The organism is Bradyrhizobium sp. Pa8, assembly GCF_052588265.1.
Genome location: NZ_CP176767.1, coordinates 8,071,028 through 8,089,091, shown reverse-complemented (window position 1 = coordinate 8,089,091; position 18,064 = coordinate 8,071,028). Strand labels below are relative to the sequence as shown.

Sequence of the window (18,064 nt, the reverse complement as noted above, 5' to 3'; positions counted from 1 at the left end):
GGTTACGCTCAGCGGACTGCGCTTCGCGCAGCCGCAGAGCTAACCCACCCTACGGCACCGCAATGATATGATCGTCGATCTCGTCGATGCTGTTGACGCCGCACAGGCCCATGGTCGTGAGCAGCTCTTTCTGGATGATGTCGATCGCCTTGGCGACGCCGGCCTGGCCGCCGGCACCGAGGCCATGGGCATAGGCGCGGCCGATCATGCAGGACTTCGCGCCGAGCGCGAGCGCGCGCATCACGTCCTGGCCGGAGCGGACACCGCCGTCGAACATGATCTCCATCTGCGAGCCGACCGCGTCGACGATCTCCGGCAGCACCTCGATCGAGGACGGCGCGCCGTCGAGCTGCCGGCCGCCATGGTTGGAGACGACCAGCGCCTGCGCGCCCGTCTTCGCGGCGAGCTCGGCGTCCTCGACGTCGAGGATGCCCTTCAGGATCAGCTTGCCCGGCCAGATGCTGCGGATCCACTCGATGTCGTTCCAGTTCAGCGAGGTGTCGAACTGCGAGTTGATCCAGGTCGACAGCGACGTGATGTCGTCGCTGACCTTCAGATGACCGGCGAGATTGCCGAAGGTGCGGCGCTTGCCCTGTAGCACGCCCGACACCCAGGCCGGCTTGGTGGCAAAATCGATCAGTTTCGACAGCGACCATTCCGGCGGAACCGTCATGCCGTTCTTGATGTCCTGGTGGCGCTGGCCGATCACCTGGAGATCGACGGTCAGCACGAGTGCGCTGCATTTCGCCGCCATCGCACGCTGGATCAATTCCTTGATGAAGCCGCGGTCCTTCATCACGTAGAGCTGGAACCAGAACGGCTTCTCGACATTGGCGGCGATGTCCTCGATCGAGCAGATCGACATCGTCGACTGCGTGAACGGGATGCCGGCGGCCTGCGCGGCGCGGCAGGCATGAATCTCGCCGTCGCCATGCTGCATGCCCAGGAGGCCGACGGGCGCCAATATCAACGGCATGGTCGAGGACTCGCCGAGGATCATGGTCGAGGTGTCGCGCCTCGAGACGTCGACCAGGACGCGCTGGCGGAACTTGATCGCCTGCATGTCCTCGCGGTTGGCGCGCAGCGTTTCCTCGGCATAGGAGCCGCGGTCGCAATAGTCGAAGAACGCCTTCGGCACGCGGCGCTGATGCAGCGTGCGCAGGTCGTCGATACAGGTGATGTGCTTCATGAACGTTTCCCCGGCCCGTCTTGCATCAGAAGTCTTGCATCGGAAGATCGAGGGGTCATCTAGCATGGTTGGATGCACAGCCAAATCGTTTGGGAGGAGGGCGCCATGAGCAAACCGCACGGCCAGCCGACACCGGAAGAGATCAAGGAGAAGCAGGATCTCGACGACGCGCTGGACGAGGGTCTGGAAGAGACCTTCCCGGGGTCCGATCCCGTCAACGTCACCCAGCCGGCGCCGAGCCGCCAGGACGGCCATGTGAAGCGCTCCGACTAGGGGCGGGTTCCACCCCGTTCCGCCCTGTCGGCCGGAAATATAGTGCTAACAATAAGTTACCGGGGCGCCTTGGGCCCGGTCCCGTAATGATTAATCACATTTTTTGAAGCCAAGTTAGCCTCGAAGGCATTATAACGTCTCAGCAAATCAGGGATGCGGGTCCCTTTCGGGCATCCCGTAGTTGTAGAGGGGTCCCTGGTTGTTGCGTGGGGGACGATATGAGCCGCAAATATTTCGGGACGGACGGGATCCGGGGCCGCGCCAACGGACTGATCACGCCGGAGCTCGCGCTCAAGGTCGGCCAGGCCGCAGGCCTTGCGTTTCAGCGCGGTGACCATCGCCACCGGGTCGTGATCGGCAAGGACACGCGTCTGTCCGGCTACATGATCGAATATGCGATGGTCGCGGGCTTCACCTCGGTCGGCATGGACGTGCTGCTGGTCGGCCCGATGCCGACGCCGGCGGTGGCGATGCTGACCAAGTCGATGCGCGCCGATCTCGGCGTGATGATCTCGGCCTCGCACAACCTGTTCGAGGACAACGGCATCAAGCTGTTCGGCCCGCAGGGTTTCAAGCTCTCCGACGACGTCGAAAAGCAGATCGAGCAGCTGCTCGACGAATCCCTCGACAAGCGGCTCGCTCAGAGCGCGAGCCTCGGCCGCGCCCGCCGTATCGACGGCGTGCATGACCGCTACATCGAATTCGCCAAGCGCACGCTGCCGCGCGATCTCTCGCTCGACGGCCTGCGCGTCGTGGTCGATTGCGCCAACGGCGCCGCCTACAAGGTGGTACCGGAGGCGCTGTGGGAATTGGGCGCCGACGTCGTGCCGATCGGCGTCGAGCCCGACGGTTTCAACATCAACAAGGAATGCGGCTCGACCTCGCCGGAAACGCTGTCGAAGAAGGTGCGCGAGATGCGCGCCGACATCGGCATCGCGCTCGACGGCGACGCCGATCGCGTCATCCTGGTCGACGAGCGCGGCCACACCGTCGACGGCGACCAGCTGCTCGCGGTGATCGCGCAGAGCTGGAAGGAAGACGGCCGGCTGTCGCGGCCGGGCATCGTCGCCACCGTGATGTCCAATCTCGGCCTCGAACGCTTCCTCAAGGGGCAGGGGCTCGATCTCGTGCGCACGCCGGTCGGCGACCGCTACGTGCTCGAGCAGATGCTGAAAGGCGGCTACAATCTCGGCGGCGAGCAGTCCGGCCACATCATCCTGTCCGACTATGCCACCACCGGCGACGGCTTCGTTGCGGCCCTGCAGGTGCTGGCCGTGGTGCAGAAGCTGCGCCGGCCCGTGTCGGAGGTCTGCCACCGTTTCGACCCGCTGCCGCAGATCCTGAAGAACGTCCGCTACAAGAGCGGCAAGCCGCTTGAGGATTCCGACGTCAAATCGGCGATCTCCGACGGCGAGAAGCGGCTCAACGGCCACGGCCGCCTTCTGATCCGCTCGTCGGGCACCGAGCCCGTGATCCGGGTCATGGGCGAGGGCGAGGACCGCCTCCTGGTCGAGGACGTCGTCGACACCATCGTCTCCGCGCTCGGACAGGCCGCGGCCTGAGGTCTTCCTTACCCTCCCCTGGAGGGGGAGGGTCGATCGCGCGAAGCGCGAGCGGGCTGGGGTGATCTCTCCACGCGGGCACTGTTCGACGCGGAGAGACTGTCACCCCACCCCGTCTCACATTTTCGCTGCGCTCAATGTGAGCCGACCCACGGGCGAGCTACGCTCGTCCCGGACCCTCCAGGGGAGGGTAAGCGACGAGGGCACCCGTGCATTCCAGCCATCGGCGATTGGCGGTGGATCGGCCGCAGCCAGCATCGTAGTTAGGCGGTGCGGCAATCTGTCGTGCCGCGCCGGGATGCTCCATTGAACAAGCCTGTCGTCGTACCTGCGGAAACGCTGACCGAGCCGGTCGTCGTCGTCAGCGATGTGGCGCTCGACGCCAAGCCTGCCACCGTCAAGGCAGCCGCAGGGCCGGCCTATGTCGTGCTTGCCGGCATCAGCTTCTCGCACTTCCTCAACGACACCATGCAGTCGTTGATCGCCTCGGTGTATCCGATCCTGAAGGACACCTACGCGCTCGACTTCGCGCAGATCGGCATGATCACGCTGGCCTTCCAGTTCACGGCCTCGCTGCTCCAGCCGGTGGTCGGGCACTACACCGACAAGAAGGCGCAGCCCTATTCGCTCGCGATCGGCATGGCCTCGACCTTCTTCGGCCTGCTGCTGCTCAGCGCCGCGCACCAATATCTCGTCATCCTGGTTGCCGCCGCGCTGGTCGGACTCGGCTCGGCGGTGTTTCACCCGGAGTCGGCGCGCATCGCGCGGCTCGCCTCCGGCGGCCGCTATGGTTTCGCGCAATCGGTGTTCCAGCTCGGCGGCAGCTTCGGCACGTCGATGGGGCCGCTGCTGGCCGCGCTGATCGTGGTGCCGTTCGGGCAGGGCAGCATCGCCTGGTTCTCCTCGATCGCTTTCCTCGCGATCCTCATCCTCTGGCGCATCGGCCGCTGGTATGAGCCGCAGATCAAGGCGAAGAAGACGGCGACGGTTCAGGCCCATCCCGACGCGCCGAGCTCGCGCCGCGTCGCGGTTGCGCTTGCAGTGCTGGTGGCGTTGCTGTTCTCGAAGCAGCTCTACGTCTCGAGCCTGTCGAGCTACTACATCTTCTATCTGATCGATCGCTTCGGCGTGTCGACGCAGGCGGCGCAGATCTATCTCTTCATCTTCCTTGCCGCGAATGCGGTTGGCGCATTCTTCGGCGGTCCGCTGGGCGATCGCTTCGGCCGCAAGATCGTGATCTGGATCTCGATCCTCGGCGCGCTGCCGTTCACGCTGGCGCTGCCCTATGCCGGGCTCTATGCGAGCGCGGTGCTGTCGGTGATCATCGGCCTGATCATCTCCTCGACGACGTCGTCGATCATCGTGTTCGCGCAGGAACTGGTGCCGCACCGCTTCGGCATGATCTCGGGCGTGTTCTTCGGCGTTGCCTTCGGCATCGGCGGCCTGGGTGCCGCCGTGCTCGGCAAGCTCGCCGATCACACCTCGATCGAGTTCGTCTACCAGGTCTGTGCCTGGCTGCCGGCGATCGGCCTGCTTGCGGTGTTCCTGCCCAAGCTGCCGCAGCACCTGCGTTAACAAATCCTGTCTCGCTGCATTGCGGCTTCATTAATCGTTAGCAATTGGGGCGCCGCATTTTTGCAACGCTTCTGCTGCATGCGCGCGAGTGGTGAGAAAAAATCAACCTTAAAAATTAGGGTTAAGTGGCGCTTAAACATTTGGTGCCATCGTCCTCCCGTGAGTTTCCAGAACGTGGGGCGTCAGCATTTTGCCTCACCGGCCATAAGGACGAAGCCAAATGCGTAGCGTTAAGTCTCTCCTTGCCGCAGGTGCGGCGACCCTCATCTCGTCGATGGCGTTCGCCGCCGATATGCCGATCGCCGCTCCGCCTCCCATGTACGCGCCGCCGGCTCCGCCCGCCGACTTCGGCGGCTGGTATCTCCGCGGCGACATCGGCATGACCAACCAGAGCGCCAAGCGGATCGACAGCGCGACCGCGCAGACGTTCCCGACCCAGACCGTGGGCCTCGGCTTCGACAGCTCGCCGCTGTTCGACCTCGGCGTCGGTTATCGCTTCAACAACTGGTTCCGCACCGACGTGATCGGCCAGTATCGCGGCAAGGCCAATCTGCACGGTTCCGACAACGTCACGCTCAGCGCGACCGATTTCGAAGCCAATAACTACTCCGGCAGCAAGTCCGAGTGGGTCGTCATGGCCAACGCCTATGTCGATCTCGGCACCTGGTGGTGTATCACCCCGTTCATCGGCGCCGGTGTCGGCGGTTCCTACAACAAGCTCAGCGGCTTCCGTGACGACGGCACCCGGATCAATCCCGGCGGGCTTTCCAACAGCGTGACCTACTTCGCCGACAACGGTAAGTGGAATTTTGCCTGGGCCGCCCACGCCGGTCTCGCCTACAAGGTCAGCCCCGGCCTCACCGTCGAACTCGCCTACAGCTACATGGATCTCGGCGACGCCAATCCCGGCAACTTCCGCGCCTACGACAACAGCATCTCGGGCCCGTCGACGATCAAGGTCAAGGACATCACCTCGCATGACGTGAAGCTCGGCGTGCGTTGGGACCTGAGCAGCCCGCCGGCCTACATGCCGCCGCCGCTCGTCACCAAGGGCTGATCGTCAGCTCCATCGTTTAACGTCTCTTAACGGCGCGGGATAATCCCGCGCCGTTTTGCTTTGCATATTTTTCATGGCGAGCGGCGACGAAAACGTCAGACGCAACCATTGGTTAAGGTTAACGAGCCATGATCACGAGCGAAAGTTCGAGTTCGATGGAGCGTTGCAATGCGTAGGCTGATGTTGGCAGCGGCGATGTTGGGAACGGTGTCTGCCGCGCAAGCGGCCGACATGCCGGATCTGCCCATCCTGCGCGGCGGCTTCACCGACGGCCTGTCGAAGACGACGCGCAACTGGGACGGCTTCTATGCCGGCGGCAGCTTCGGCTACTCCTCGGCATCAACCGACTTCAGCCAAAGCGTCGTCGGCCTCACCAATTTCATCTTCCGCGACAGCGTGCTGCAAGGGCCGACATCGTCGTGGTCGCTCCTCAACAAGACCACGACGCAAGGCACGAATTTCGGCGGCTTCGTCGGCCGCAACTGGCAATGGTACGATGCCGTTCTCGGTCTCGAGGGCACCTACACCTATTTCAACAAGATTTCCTCGCAGTCGTCCGGCTCCAATTCGCTCGATATCGTCAACCCGCCTGGTGACGTCCAGCCCACCGGCGTGACCAACCACTATCTCACGACATTGACCGGCACCGCGTCGGCGACGGTCAAGGACATGGTCACGCTCCGCGGGCGCGTGGGTTGGGACGGTGGCGATTTCATGCCTTACGCGTTCGCCGGCGCGGCGGTCGGCCGCATGGACGTCTCCCGCACCGTGACGAGCGATGTGAAGCTGCGTCAGGATGCGACCGTGCAGGATCCATTTGGTAACGTCATCACCATCATCGGAACGCCGCAGCAAGTTCCGGCGCAGTCGCAGACGCAGACCCAGCACAGGACCAATAATTTCGTGGTCGGCTGGGTCGCCGGCCTCGGACTGGAATACTGCCTGTGGGAAGGATTGTTCGCGCGGGTGGAATATGAATACGTGAAGTTCTCTCCCGTCATGAACACGTCGGTGACGCTGAACAATGCGCGCGTCGGGCTCGGTTACAAGTTCTGACGCTTCTTCGCCGCGCTGCGGTTGACAGGTTCCCTCCGTCCTGATGCTCTGTCGCTCCAAAACGGGGCGGCGGCGATGAAGATCTACGGCGACACGAATTCCGGCAATTGTCTCAAGGTGAAGTGGGTCTGCGACAAGCTCGCGCTGCCTTACCAATGGATCGAGATCGACACCCGCAAGGGCGAGACGCGCACGCCGCAATTCCTGAAAATGAACGGTGCCGGCCAGGTGCCCACCGTCGCCTTCGACGACGGCCGCACGCTGGCGCAGTCCAATGCCATCATCCGCTATCTCGCCCGCGACAGCGCGCTCGTTCCGCGCGATGCCTTCACTGCGGCCAAGATGGACGAATGGCTGTTCTGGGAACAGTACAGTCACGAGCCCTATATCGCAGTGTGCCGCTTCCAACTGGTCTATCTCGGCAAGGACGCATCCGAGCTCGATCCTGACAAGGTCAAGCGCGGCTATGCGGCGCTCGACCGCATGGAGCAGCAGCTTGCGGCAAGCCGCTTCTTCGCTGGCGAGGAAGTTTCGCTCGCCGACGTCTCGCTGCTCGCCTATACCCGCCTCGCGCATGAAGGTGGCTTCGATCTCGGCCGCCATGCCGCCATCCGCCGCTGGATCGGCGAGGCCGAAGCCTGGCTCGGCCTTCCACCGGCGCGCTGAGAGCCGCGCTGATTCTTGGAGTTTCCCGACATGAACGAGAAGTCCGTCTCCATCCGTCCCGCGCGCCGCGAGGACGTTGCGGCGATCGTCGCCATGCTTGCCGACGATCATCTCGGGCGCGCCCGCGAGCGCGTGGAGGATCCCCTGCCTGCGTCCTATTATCAGGCGTTCGAGCGGGTCGAGCGCGATCAAAATCTCACGCTCGTGGTGGCAGAGAGCGAGGGCAGGGTGGTCGGCTGCCTGCAACTCGCGATCTTGCCGGGCATCAGCACGCAAGGCGGCATCCGCGGTCTGCTCGAAGACGTTCGCGTTGCTTCCGATTGTCGCAGCCGCGGCATCGGCGAGCAGCTGGTGCAATGGGCGGTCGCGGAAGCGAAAGCGCGCGGCTGCAATCTGGTCGAACTGCTGACGCATCAGACGCGAACGGATGCGCAGCGCTTCTACAAGCGGCTCGGCTTCGCTGCGAGTCATGTCGGCATGACTGTCCGCTTTTGACGCAGCTCGTCGCGAGCCTTGCGCGATCAGCAAATTCGGATCGCGCATTCGTTCATATTAAGAGCCGGTAAACTACCCAGCCGTCGTTCACGTTGAGCCGGGAACGAACGGTGCTACGGCAGCGTCAGACACCGGGCTCGGTCGGTTCGGGGATTTCGATGACAAGCTATTCCATGATCAAGGTCGGCAACGATTACGTCGTGCAGGCCAACGACAAATGCATTTTGAAAGTCGGCAGCCGCCGTCGTGCCGCGCAATTGATCAGCGATGCCACGGACTTGCTGAACGCGCTTGCCGTGGTCGAATCCCCCAAGATTGCGCCGGAATTGCCTTCACTCCAGCGTGAGACGCCGGAACTTCCTTGACGACTCTTCCCGTTTCCCGTATCAGCCGCGGCGGGACACCTCCCCCCAACGGGAGGCTTACTATCTGGAAGGGTAGATCATGACTGTAGCGAAGCCCGCTTCGCGGCCGAACGTGCCGCATTTCTCCTCCGGCCCCTGCGCCAAGCGCCCCGGCTGGAACGCCCAAAATCTCAAGGACGCAGCGCTCGGCCGTTCGCATCGCGCGAAGGTCGGCAAGACCAAGCTCAAGCTCGCGATCGACCTGACGCGTGAAGTGCTTGAAGTGCCCGCCGATTATCGCATCGGCATCGTGCCGGCGTCCGACACCGGCGCGGTCGAGATGGCGCTGTGGTCGCTGCTCGGTGCGCGGCCTGTCACCACGCTCGCCTGGGAATCCTTCGGCGAGGGCTGGGTCAGCGACATCGTCAAGGAATTGAAGCTCAAAGACGTCACCAAGCTCAACGCTGCCTACGGTGAAATCCCCGATCTCTCGAAGGTCGATCCCAACAGCGACGTCGTCTTCACCTGGAACGGCACCACCTCAGGCGTGCGCGTGCCGAACGCAGACTGGATCAGCGCGACCCGCCAAGGCCTGACCATCTGCGACGCGACGTCTGCCGCGTTCGCGCAGCCGCTCGACTGGGCCAAGCTCGACGTCGTCACCTTCTCCTGGCAGAAGGCGCTCGGCGGTGAGGCCGCGCACGGCATGCTGATCCTGTCACCCCGCGCGGTGGAGCGGCTCGAGACCTACAAGCCGGCTTGGCCGCTGCCGAAGATCTTCCGCATGACCAAGGGCGGCAAGATCAACGAAGGCATCTTCGTCGGGGAGACCATCAACACGCCGTCGATGCTGTGCGTCGAGGATTATCTCGATGCGCTGAACTGGGCCAAGTCGATCGGCGGCCTGAAGGCGCTCATCGCGCGCGCCGACGCCAACACCAAGGTGCTGGCCGACTGGAAGGCGAAGACGCCCTGGATCGACTTCCTGGCCAAGGACGCCGCGATCCGCTCCAACACCTCGGTGTGCCTGAAGTTCACCGATCCCGCGATCACCTCGCTCTCCGAGGACGCGCAGGCCGACTTCTCCAAGAAGCTGGTCGCGCTGGTCGAGAAGGAAGGCGCGGGCTACGACTTCGCCTACTACCGCGATGCGCCGGCCGGCCTGCGCATCTGGTGCGGCGCCACCGTCGAGGCGAAGGATGTCGAGCTCCTGACCCAGTGGATCGACTGGGCCTTCGCCGAGACCAAGGCACAGCTCGCCAAGGCGGCTTGAGCCTCTGACCCTCCCCTGGAGGGGGAGGGTCGACGTGCCGGCGAGCATGATCCGGAAAAGTGGAATCCGGTTTTCCGAGAAGATCATGCTCAAACAAGCAGGTGCGGCGGGGTGGGGTGATTTCTCCACGCGGTGCACCGGCGAGTTTCGAATCTGTAGCTTCACCCCACCCCGGCGCTTTGCGCCGACCCTCCCCATCCCGGGAGGGTGTGAAGGAAGACACCATGACCAAACCCAAAGTTCTCATTTCCGACGCGCTCTCTCCCGCTGCCGTTCAGATCTTCAAGGATCGCGGCGTCGAGGTCGACTTCCAGCCCAACCTCGGCAAGGACAAGGACAAGCTTGCCGAGATCATCGGCAATTACGACGGTCTCGCGATCCGCTCCGCGACCAAGGCGACCGCAAAAATCCTCGAGAAGGCGACCAACCTCAAGGTGATCGGCCGCGCCGGCATCGGCGTCGACAATGTCGAGATTCCCGCCGCCACGGCCAAGGGCATCATCGTGATGAACACGCCGTTCGGCAATTCGATCACGACCGCCGAGCACGCCATCACGCTGATGCTGGCCCTGGCCCGCGAGATCCCGCAGGCCGACGCTTCGACCCAGGCCGGCAAGTGGGAGAAGAACCGCTTCATGGGCGTCGAGATCACCGGCAAGGTGCTCGGCGTCGTCGGCTGCGGCAACATCGGCTCGATCGTCGCCGACCGCGCGCTCGGCCTGCGCATGAAGGTCGTCGCCTTCGATCCGTTCCTGTCGCCGGAGCGCGCCAAGGACATCGGTGTCGAGAAGGTCGAGCTCGACGACCTCTTGAAGCGCGCCGACTTCATCACGCTGCACACCCCGCTCACCGAGAAGACGAAGAACATCATCGACGCATCCGCGATCGCCAAGATGAAGAAGGGCGTGCGCCTGATCAACTGCGCCCGCGGCGGCCTCGTCGACGAGCAGGCGGTGGTCGATGCGCTGAATTCCAAGCACATTGCCGGCGCCGCCTTCGACGTCTTCGTCGAGGAGCCGGCGAACGCGAACGTGCTGTTCGGCCATCCCAACGTGATCTGCACGCCGCATCTCGGCGCCTCGACCACGGAAGCGCAGGAGAACGTCGCGCTCCAGGTCGCCGAGCAGATGTCGGATTACCTGCTCACCGGTGCGATCTCGAACGCCGTCAACTTCCCGTCGATCACGGCGGAAGAAGCGCCGAAGCTGAAGCCGTTCATCTCGCTCGCCGAGAAGCTCGGCTCGTTCGCCGGCCAGCTGACCGAATCCGGCATCCTCAAGGTGCAGATCACCTATGAGGGCCACGTCGCCGAGATGAAGATCAAGGCGATCACCTCGGCCGTGCTGTCGGGCCTGCTGCGGCCGATGCTGGGCGAGGTCAACGTGGTGTCCGCCCCGGTCGTCGCCAAGGAGCGCGGCATGGTGGTGGACGAGATCGTGCGCGCCGCCCAGAGCGACTATGAGAGCCTGATTACCGTCACGGTGGCGACGGAGCGCCAGGAGCGCTCGGTCTCCGGCACCGTGTATCATGACGGCAAGCCGCGCCTCGTCGACGTCAAGGGCATCCGCGTCGACGCCGAGTTCGGCAAGTCGATGATCTACGTGACCAACGAGGACAAGCCGGGCTTCATCGGCAAGTTCGCGAGCCTGCTGGGTGACGCCAAGATCAACATCGCGACCTTCCATCTCGGTCGCGTCGCGCCGGGCTCCGATGCCATCGCGCTGATCGAGGTCGACGGTGTCGTGCCGCCCGAACTGCTCGCCAAGGTGCAGGCCCTGCCGCAGGTCAAGCAGGTCAAGGCACTGACGTTCTGAGGCGCTCGCGCGCCACGGAATGACGGCCATCATATATTCCGACCTGCGGAACAACCACGCCGCCCTCCCGAGAGGGCGGCGTTTTTGTTGATGCAGCGGCCCGCTTTATTTCTCCCAAGCCAGCCGAACTTTGTGTACCAATGGCGCGAGGACGCTCCGTTCAAAATCGTACGAAAAGGGAGAAGACAATGCGTGAAGCCGTCATCGTTTCCTATGCACGCACGGGCCTCGCCAAGTCCGGCCGCGGCGGGTTCAACATCACGCCGCCGATGTCGCTCGCGGCCCACGCCATCCAGCACGCTGTGAGCCGCGCCGGCGTCGAGAAGGACTATGTCGAGGACTGCTATCTCGGCAATTGCGCCCATGGCGCGCCGAACATCGGCCGTCAGGCCGCGCTGCTCGCGGGCCTGCCGACGACCACGGCCGGCGTTTCCGTGAACCGCTTCTGCTCGTCGGGCCTGCAGACCATCGCGATGGCCGCCAACTCGATCCGCTCCGACGGCGCCGACTGCATCGTTGCCGGTGGCGTCGAGAGCATCTCGATCCCCGGCGGCGGCTCGCCGAAGGAATCGATCGATCCGGAACTGCTCAAGGTCGCGCCCGATATCTTCATGGCGATGATCGACACGGCCGACATCGTCGCCGAGCGCTACAAGCTCAGCCGCGAATACCAGGACGAGTTCTCGCTGGAATCGCAGCGCCGCATGGCCGCGGCCCAGCAGGCGAACAAGTTCAAGGACGAGATCGTCCCGATGAAGACCAGGATGAAGGTCGTCGACAAGGCGACCAAAGCGGAATCGATCGTCGACTACGTCGTCGATCGCGATGAATGCAATCGCCCCGAGACCACGCTGGAAGGGTTGGCAAAACTCGAGCCGGTGAAGGGCCCTGGTAAGTTCGTCACCGCCGGCAATGCCAGCCAGCTCTCGGACGGCGCCGCCGCCGTGGTGCTGATGGAAGCCAAGGATGCCGAGAAGCGCGGCCTCAAGCCGCTCGGCCGGTTCGTCGCCTGGGCGACGGCCGGCTGCGAGCCCGACGAGATGGGCATCGGCCCGGTGTTCGCGATCCCGAAGCTGCTGAAGCGCACCGGCCTGAAGATCGACGACATCGATCTGTGGGAGCTCAACGAGGCCTTCGCCAGCCAGTGCCTCTACTCGCGCGACAAGCTCGGCATCGATCCCGCCAAGTACAACGTCAACGGCGGCTCGATCGCGATCGGCCATCCCTTCGGCATGACCGGCGCGCGTCTCACCGGCCACATCCTCCAGGAAGGTGCGCGCCGCAAGGCCAAGTGGGGCGTCGTGACCATGTGCATCGGCGGCGGCCAGGGCGGCGCCGGCCTGTTCGAGATCTACAGCTGAGATAAGCCACAGGAATGTGAAAGGCACGGCGCCGCAAGCGCCGTGCCTTTTTCGTTGCGGACCGACCGCCACGAAACTATAAGCCTCGTGTCGGAAAAGGCAGATTTGGTCTGGTAAGCCCAAATCCTTTCGGTAACGAAAGCTCTGGTCTTTGGCCTTGTGCACGAGATCCCCGCGACGAACATCGGACGCCCGAGAGGCGCCCCATCGTTCGTCCGTGTGATTCTCGAAGCCTCAGGGAACGCTCCGGTCGAACATCGACCACAGGAGCGTCTCATGCCCAATCAATCCTTTGATCTCTACGACGTCGTCATTGTCGGTGCCGGCCCCGTTGGCCTGTTTCTCGCGTGCGAGCTGCGGCTCGCCGGTCTCTCGGTGCTGATGCTGGAGCAGGCACGGGACCCGCATTCGGCCCTGAAGCAACTCCCGTTTGGCCTCCGCGGCCTCTCGGTCCCGACACTCGAGGCCTTCCACCGGCGTGGCTTGCTGGAAGAGATCGAGGCCGCGCAGCAACGCGCGTCAGGCGCGATCAAGAGTGCGGCCCACTGGATACAGCAGACGCGACGACCCGCGGGCCATTTCGCCGGCATCCAGTTCTATCAGGACGACATCGATGCCGTGAAGTGGCCCTGGCGCCTGCCGACGCCGGCCGATGCCAATGTCGCCGTCGATATGGAAACGCTCGAATCCGTTCTGGCCGCGCGCGCATGCAGCATAGGCGTCGATATCCGGCGCGGGTTTGGCGTCAATGCCATCACCGCTTCAGACCATGAAGTAAGTGTCGAGGCGGGCGGCGAGAGTTTCCGCGGACGCTGGCTGGTCGGTTGCGACGGCGGCCGCAGCGCGGTGCGCAAGCTGAGCGGATTCGACTTTGTCGGCACCGATCCGGAGTTCACCGGCTATTCCGTCGAGATCGAGCTGGCCGATCCGGAAAAACTCCGACCGGGCCGCAACTACACGCCCACGGGCATGTATACCTTTGCGCAGCCTGGGACGATCGCGATGGTCGATTTCGACGCTGGTGCGTTTCACCGCACCAAGCCGATCACGCGCGAGCATGTGCAGGGCGTCTTGCGCCGCGTCTCCTGCACGGACGTCACCATCATGGCTCTTCGGCTCGCCGCCACCTGGACGGATCGGGCGCATCAGGCAACGACCTATCGCAGGGGGCGCGTGCTGCTGGCGGGCGACGCCGCCCACATCCATTCGCCGCTGGGCGGCCAGGGCCTCAATCTCGGCCTCGGCGATGCGATGAACCTGGGCTGGAAGCTGGCGGCCACGATCCGCAGGCAAGCACCGGCCGATCTCCTCGATACCTATTCGCGCGAGCGGCATCCTGTCGGCGCGCAAATCCTCGACTGGTCGCGCGCGCAGGTCGCGATCATGCGGCCGACGCCGAGCGCCCGCGCACTTCAGGCCATCATTCGCGATCTCGTCGAGACCCGCGACGGTGCCACCTATTTCGCCGAGCGCGTGCGCGGCGTTTCGCTCCGCTACGATCTCGGCAATGGCCATTCGCTCGTGGGCCGGAGTATCCCCGATTTCGAGTTGCTTGACGGGACGACGGCCGGAGAGCGCCTCAGGACGGCGCGGGGGATATTGCTGGACTTCGACGCTCGCGCGCCGCTTCAAGCGCTTGCAAGCCGCTGGGGTGGCCGGATCGATTATGTCGCGGATGAGCCCAGGGATCGGCTGGGCCTGAGCGCCGTGCTGGTGCGCCCCGATGGCATTGTCGCCTGGGCCAGTGACGGTGCACCCGACCATGTGGAGGCCGCTCAGGCCGCGTCGCGATGGTTCGGCGATTCGACAGCGGCGCGCGAATGTCCCTGAGAGCCGTCGCTTAAGCCTTCGCCAGGGCCGGTGCGAACACCACCTCGATCAGCGTGCCGGAATTGCCCGCGCTCTTGATGTTGAACTGGGCGCGGTTGGCTTCGACCAGGGCCTTGGTCAATGACAGGCTCAGCGCCGAACTGTCCGCGGCGTCGCCCGGCGGTGGCGTCCGGAACGGCTCCATCGCGGCGGCGACCTCGCGCTCGCTGAGGCCGTGGCCGGTGTCGCGGATCCGCAACGCGATCTCGCCGCGGTCGGTGAGCGCGGTCGAGACGATGACCTGGCCGCCGGCGCTGGCGAGCCGGATCGAGTTCGAGATCAGGTTCATGGTGATCTGCCGCATCGCGCGCGCGTCCACGCTCACCTGCGGCAACGCATGCCCGAGCGAGGTGCGGATGATGATGCGCTCGCGGTTGGCCTGCGGCTGCATCACCGTGACGCAGGCTTCGACGAGATCGTTGAGGTTGAGGTTGGCGAAATTGAGATCGAGCTTGCCGGTCTCGATCCGCGACAGCTCCAGCAGATCGTCGATGATGGTGATGACGCGCTCGCCGGAGGCGCGGATGTCCTTCATGTATTCGCCGTAGCGGTCGTTGCCGAGCGTGCCGAAGCGTTCGGAGATCATCACCTCGGCGAAGCCGATGATGGCGTTGAGCGGCGTGCGGATCTCGTGGCTGATCCGCGCCAGCATGTCGGCCTTGGCATTCGCCGCGCCGTCGGCGAGACGGCGGGCGCTCTTGAGCTCGCTCTCGCCCTTCTTGCTCTGCGAGAGGTCGCGGAACACGGCGAAGAAGTTCGGGCCGTCGGGCCTGGTGCGGCCCATGATCATGGCGAGCGGAATGACGCCGCCCTTCTTCTCGCGGCCCAGCACCTCGCGGCCGTGGTCGAGCAGGCTCGCGATGTCCTGGCTCTTGAGGCTTTCGAGATAGTCGACCACGATTTGCTGGCTTTCCGGCGCAAACAGCGTCACCAGGTTCCGCTGCATCAGCGCTTCGCCGTCATAGCCGAACAGCGCTTCCGCGCTGCGGTTGCAGGCGTGGATGTTGCCTTCGGCATCGAACATGACGATGCCCTCGGCGGTGGTGTCGAGGATCGCGGCGAGATCCTCGGCGTCGGCATCGCCGGCCTCGGGCTCGGGCTCGGGCGCGTAGGGGAAGGATTCTGCGACGACGGGTTCGACGACGACAGGTGGCGCGACGGCAGGCGCGGCAACGACTGTTGCTGCTTGCGGCAGCGCGCAGATCAGCGCATGCGCGCTCGCGCCGTCCCAGTCGATCGTGTGCAGATGCGCTTCGGTGGTCGGAAGCGGCTCTTCGCCGTTCGCCACCGTCGCGCTGATTGTCACCGGCGTGCCTGCTTGCGACCTGCTGCTCGCCGACGACACGCCCGGCTCGACATACAGCGCATCGAGCCCGCCGGCATCCTCCAGCGCGCCCAGGCTGGAATAGCCCATGCGCGCGAGGAAGGCGGGGTTGGCGTAGAGCAGCCGGTCGAGCCGGTAGATCAGCATGCCCGTCGGCACGAGGTCGAGCAGCGCGCGGTCGCGCACGCTGTGGCCCTGCGCGGGCGGCGCGGGCTCGGTCAGCCATTCGGCCGGCGCGTGCGGCGCCTCGGGTTCCGGCATCGGAGGTTCGGGCGCATGCTCCGCGGCCGGCGGCTCGGCCGCGACGGCGGCGATCGTCTCGCGCTCGCGTTCGAGTCGCTCGGACAATTGCCGGGCAAGCTCGTTGAACGCGCTGTTCTCGACCGGGGTCAGCGTCGGCGATCGCGCATCGCCGGGCGGGCGGAACGGCACGACATTGGGAGGCGTTTCCACTGATGTTTCCGGATCGGTTGGATGTGAATTCGCGTCGGCTACGGGTTCGGGCAGTTCAGGTTCAGGTGTTCGCTCAGGCTCGGGCTCGGGTGCGGGCGGCTCGCTCGGCGGCGGCGCCTCCGCCACGGGCTCCGGCTCGGGATCGACGGCGTCGGCGGAGAGGCCGTACTGTGCGGGCGGCGCGGCCAACAGCTCAAAGCGCCTGAGCGCATCGAGCCGGTTGAGTCCGTCGAGATCGCGGCAGACGCCAAAGCCCCTGAAGCCCGCGAAATTGCGCTCGCGGTCGTAGACGGGCAGGCCCGCGAGCTCGACCGGCAGATGCTCGCCGCCATCGGCCGGCCAGTTCACGGTGATCCCGGCCCAGGTGTCGTGGCTTGCAAGCGCCTGTGCCACGCGGCCTTCGGGATCGAGCGCAAACTCGTCGGCGATCTCGCGCCAGGGGCGGCCGAAACCGGCGGCGGTGTGCGCGCCGATCAGGTGGGTGAAGTCGCTGGTTGCGAGCACAAAGCGCCCCTGCGGATCCATCTGCCACAGGAAGCGCAGCGGATGCAGACGCGGTGCGGGAGGCTCCGCTGACGGCGGTTCGACCATGTGTGAGGTGATCGGCGCGGCCTGCGGCGACACAATGGCTGAGGGGCGGTTTTCAACCGGAGTTTTGGGCGCCGCGTCGATTGCTTCGCCGATCCTTTCCTGGACAGGCGGTTCGGCCGCCTCCTGGATCGTGACGACCTCCGGCATCGCGTCGCTCGCGGTGTGCGCGTCCGCGAGCGTCTCCGATGGCGGGGCGGTCTCGGTCGGAGCCGGCGTTTCGACCGGTTCGGCGAAGGCGTCGAACAGCGCGATTTCGGATGCAGCCGCGTTCGCCAGCGCCGGCGGCGCTTGGTCCTGCACCGCGACAGGAGGGAGCGGCGGCGGAGCGTCAGGCGCGGGCTGCGCGGCTTGTTCGCGCGCGATGGTCTCTTCGATATCGGGCGCCGCCGGCCGGGCGGCCGGCTCGATCAGCGCGACCAGGCCGACATCGGCGCCGACGCCGACCCGTTGCAGCACCATCTGGCCGATGCCGATCGGCGTCTCGGCGCGGCCTTTCGCCAGCGCATCGCTGCGGGCCTGGTCGAGGCCGGCATCGCCGAGATCGCGGAAGCCGAGCAGGGAGCGGGCGGCTTCGCTGGCGCCGATGAACAGGCCGTCGGGCGCGAACGCCGCCATCGGCACCCTGGCGCCCTCGACGAGACGATGCAGGCGCTCGACCAGCGGCATGGGGCGCAGCGTCGGATCCATCGCGGTGACGAGCACGCCGGAGCTTCCATCGGCGAAGTCGAGGCGGGCGCAGGCGCAGGTCATCAGCATGCCCAGGCGGGCGCCGAAGCCGCGCAGCCGTTCCAGCCTGATCGCGCCGTTCGGCGTCAGCTGGCGCGCGAGCCGGGCGATTTGGCGGCGATGGCCGTCGGCCGGGCCGAAGGTCCTGTCCGCGAGCGCTGTGGCATTGGCCGCGCCGAACAGTTTTGCGCCGACCGGATTGGCCCAGAGCACCCGCGTGCCGTCGATCGACCAGAGCCAGGCGGGCAGCGGAGAGGTCGCGTGCACGGCCAGCCGGGGATCGCCCACGCCTCGCAACTGGAAATCCGAACTCGTCATCCGACCGGCTTCAAGTCTCGCTTGTCAGCATCAGGGTGCAAGGCTGCCGGAATGACAGCCTTAAGAAAGGGTTACTATCGCGCGCAGGCGCGGGCAGGTCCACGGCTCCGGTCTACAC

General features: G+C 65.2%; 14 protein-coding genes. 12 read left to right on the top strand and 2 right to left on the bottom strand.

Translation table 11 applies throughout. From position 1 onward, the window contains the following. Positions 1-49: 49 nt before the first annotated feature. Positions 50-1,189 carry an alpha-hydroxy acid oxidase gene (locus tag ACKWRH_RS38260; RefSeq protein WP_445217759.1) on the bottom strand — a complete coding sequence of 380 codons (1,140 nt, stop codon included), beginning with the start codon at positions 1,187-1,189 and terminating at the stop codon, positions 50-52. Positions 1,190-1,294: 105 nt separating this feature from the next. Here ACKWRH_RS38260 and ACKWRH_RS38255 point away from each other — a divergent pair, with 105 nt between their 5' ends. The 12 genes from ACKWRH_RS38255 to ACKWRH_RS38200 all read left to right on the top strand — a co-directional run bounded on the left by ACKWRH_RS38255 (position 1,295) and on the right by ACKWRH_RS38200 (position 14,495). Then, on the top strand, positions 1,295-1,462 hold the full coding sequence (locus tag ACKWRH_RS38255) for a hypothetical protein (RefSeq protein WP_445217758.1): 168 nt from the start codon (positions 1,295-1,297) through the stop codon (positions 1,460-1,462). Positions 1,463-1,680: 218 nt separating this feature from the next. Then, positions 1,681-3,024 (top strand): phosphoglucosamine mutase, encoded by a 1,344-nt coding sequence (glmM, locus tag ACKWRH_RS38250; protein ID WP_071909589.1) that lies wholly within the window; start codon positions 1,681-1,683, stop codon positions 3,022-3,024. Positions 3,025-3,330: 306 nt separating this feature from the next. Continuing rightward, positions 3,331-4,599, top strand: coding sequence for an MFS transporter (locus ACKWRH_RS38245; protein WP_445217757.1), 1,269 nt, complete (start codon positions 3,331-3,333; stop codon positions 4,597-4,599). Between the two features lie 220 nt (positions 4,600-4,819). Further along, positions 4,820-5,656, top strand: a complete 837-nt coding sequence (locus ACKWRH_RS38240) for an outer membrane protein (RefSeq protein ID WP_028151808.1) — start codon at positions 4,820-4,822, stop codon at positions 5,654-5,656. 168 nt (positions 5,657-5,824) lie between these two features. Further along, positions 5,825-6,712, top strand: coding sequence for an outer membrane protein (locus ACKWRH_RS38235; protein ID WP_445217756.1), 888 nt, complete (start codon positions 5,825-5,827; stop codon positions 6,710-6,712). A 75-nt stretch (positions 6,713-6,787) separates the two neighbouring features. After that, positions 6,788-7,378, top strand: a complete 591-nt coding sequence (locus ACKWRH_RS38230; protein WP_445217755.1) for a glutathione S-transferase family protein — start codon at positions 6,788-6,790, stop codon at positions 7,376-7,378. 30 nt (positions 7,379-7,408) lie between these two features. Next, a complete protein-coding gene (locus tag ACKWRH_RS38225) occupies positions 7,409-7,873 on the top strand; it encodes a GNAT family N-acetyltransferase (protein ID WP_014492057.1) in 465 nt (154 codons plus the stop codon). A gap of 173 nt (positions 7,874-8,046) precedes the next feature. Beyond that, entirely contained in the window at positions 8,047-8,238 is a 192-nt protein-coding gene (locus ACKWRH_RS38220; RefSeq protein ID WP_445217754.1) for a hypothetical protein, read from the top strand. Between the two features lie 79 nt (positions 8,239-8,317). Then, on the top strand, positions 8,318-9,490 hold the full coding sequence (locus tag ACKWRH_RS38215) for a phosphoserine transaminase (RefSeq protein WP_445217753.1): 1,173 nt from the start codon (positions 8,318-8,320) through the stop codon (positions 9,488-9,490). 224 nt (positions 9,491-9,714) lie between these two features. Continuing rightward, on the top strand, positions 9,715-11,304 hold the full coding sequence (gene serA / locus ACKWRH_RS38210) for a phosphoglycerate dehydrogenase (RefSeq protein WP_071909593.1): 1,590 nt from the start codon (positions 9,715-9,717) through the stop codon (positions 11,302-11,304). A gap of 188 nt (positions 11,305-11,492) precedes the next feature. Continuing rightward, positions 11,493-12,665: an acetyl-CoA C-acyltransferase gene (locus tag ACKWRH_RS38205; RefSeq protein WP_445217752.1), complete on the top strand. Its 1,173-nt coding sequence runs from the start codon at positions 11,493-11,495 to the stop codon at positions 12,663-12,665. 276 nt (positions 12,666-12,941) lie between these two features. Further along, the gene (locus tag ACKWRH_RS38200; protein ID WP_445217751.1) at positions 12,942-14,495 is read left to right on the top strand and encodes an FAD-dependent oxidoreductase; all 1,554 of its coding nucleotides are present in this window, start codon (positions 12,942-12,944) and stop codon (positions 14,493-14,495) included. Between the two features lie 10 nt (positions 14,496-14,505). Here the strand turns inward: ACKWRH_RS38200 and ACKWRH_RS38195 are convergent, their stop codons facing one another. After that, positions 14,506-17,946, bottom strand: a complete 3,441-nt coding sequence (locus tag ACKWRH_RS38195; RefSeq protein ID WP_445217750.1) for a PAS domain-containing protein — start codon at positions 17,944-17,946, stop codon at positions 14,506-14,508. Positions 17,947-18,064 lie beyond the last annotated feature (118 nt).

What these genes read in the sequence shown, in the direction of transcription:
- ACKWRH_RS38260 (WP_445217759.1), bottom strand. Translation starts at nt 1,189, where the DNA reads ATGAAGCACATCACCTGTATCGACGACCTGCGCACGCTGCATCAGCGC.
- ACKWRH_RS38255 (WP_445217758.1), top strand. Translation starts at nt 1,295, where the DNA reads ATGAGCAAACCGCACGGCCAGCCGACACCGGAAGAGATCAAGGAGAAG.
- glmM (WP_071909589.1), top strand. Translation starts at nt 1,681, where the DNA reads ATGAGCCGCAAATATTTCGGGACGGACGGGATCCGGGGCCGCGCCAAC.
- ACKWRH_RS38240 (WP_028151808.1), top strand. Translation starts at nt 4,820, where the DNA reads ATGCGTAGCGTTAAGTCTCTCCTTGCCGCAGGTGCGGCGACCCTCATC.
- ACKWRH_RS38235 (WP_445217756.1), top strand. Translation starts at nt 5,825, where the DNA reads ATGCGTAGGCTGATGTTGGCAGCGGCGATGTTGGGAACGGTGTCTGCC.
- ACKWRH_RS38230 (WP_445217755.1), top strand. Translation starts at nt 6,788, where the DNA reads ATGAAGATCTACGGCGACACGAATTCCGGCAATTGTCTCAAGGTGAAG.
- ACKWRH_RS38225 (WP_014492057.1), top strand. Translation starts at nt 7,409, where the DNA reads ATGAACGAGAAGTCCGTCTCCATCCGTCCCGCGCGCCGCGAGGACGTT.
- ACKWRH_RS38220 (WP_445217754.1), top strand. Translation starts at nt 8,047, where the DNA reads ATGATCAAGGTCGGCAACGATTACGTCGTGCAGGCCAACGACAAATGC.
- ACKWRH_RS38215 (WP_445217753.1), top strand. Translation starts at nt 8,318, where the DNA reads ATGACTGTAGCGAAGCCCGCTTCGCGGCCGAACGTGCCGCATTTCTCC.
- serA (WP_071909593.1), top strand. Translation starts at nt 9,715, where the DNA reads ATGACCAAACCCAAAGTTCTCATTTCCGACGCGCTCTCTCCCGCTGCC.
- ACKWRH_RS38205 (WP_445217752.1), top strand. Translation starts at nt 11,493, where the DNA reads ATGCGTGAAGCCGTCATCGTTTCCTATGCACGCACGGGCCTCGCCAAG.
- ACKWRH_RS38200 (WP_445217751.1), top strand. Translation starts at nt 12,942, where the DNA reads ATGCCCAATCAATCCTTTGATCTCTACGACGTCGTCATTGTCGGTGCC.
- ACKWRH_RS38195 (WP_445217750.1), bottom strand. Translation starts at nt 17,946, where the DNA reads ATGACGAGTTCGGATTTCCAGTTGCGAGGCGTGGGCGATCCCCGGCTG.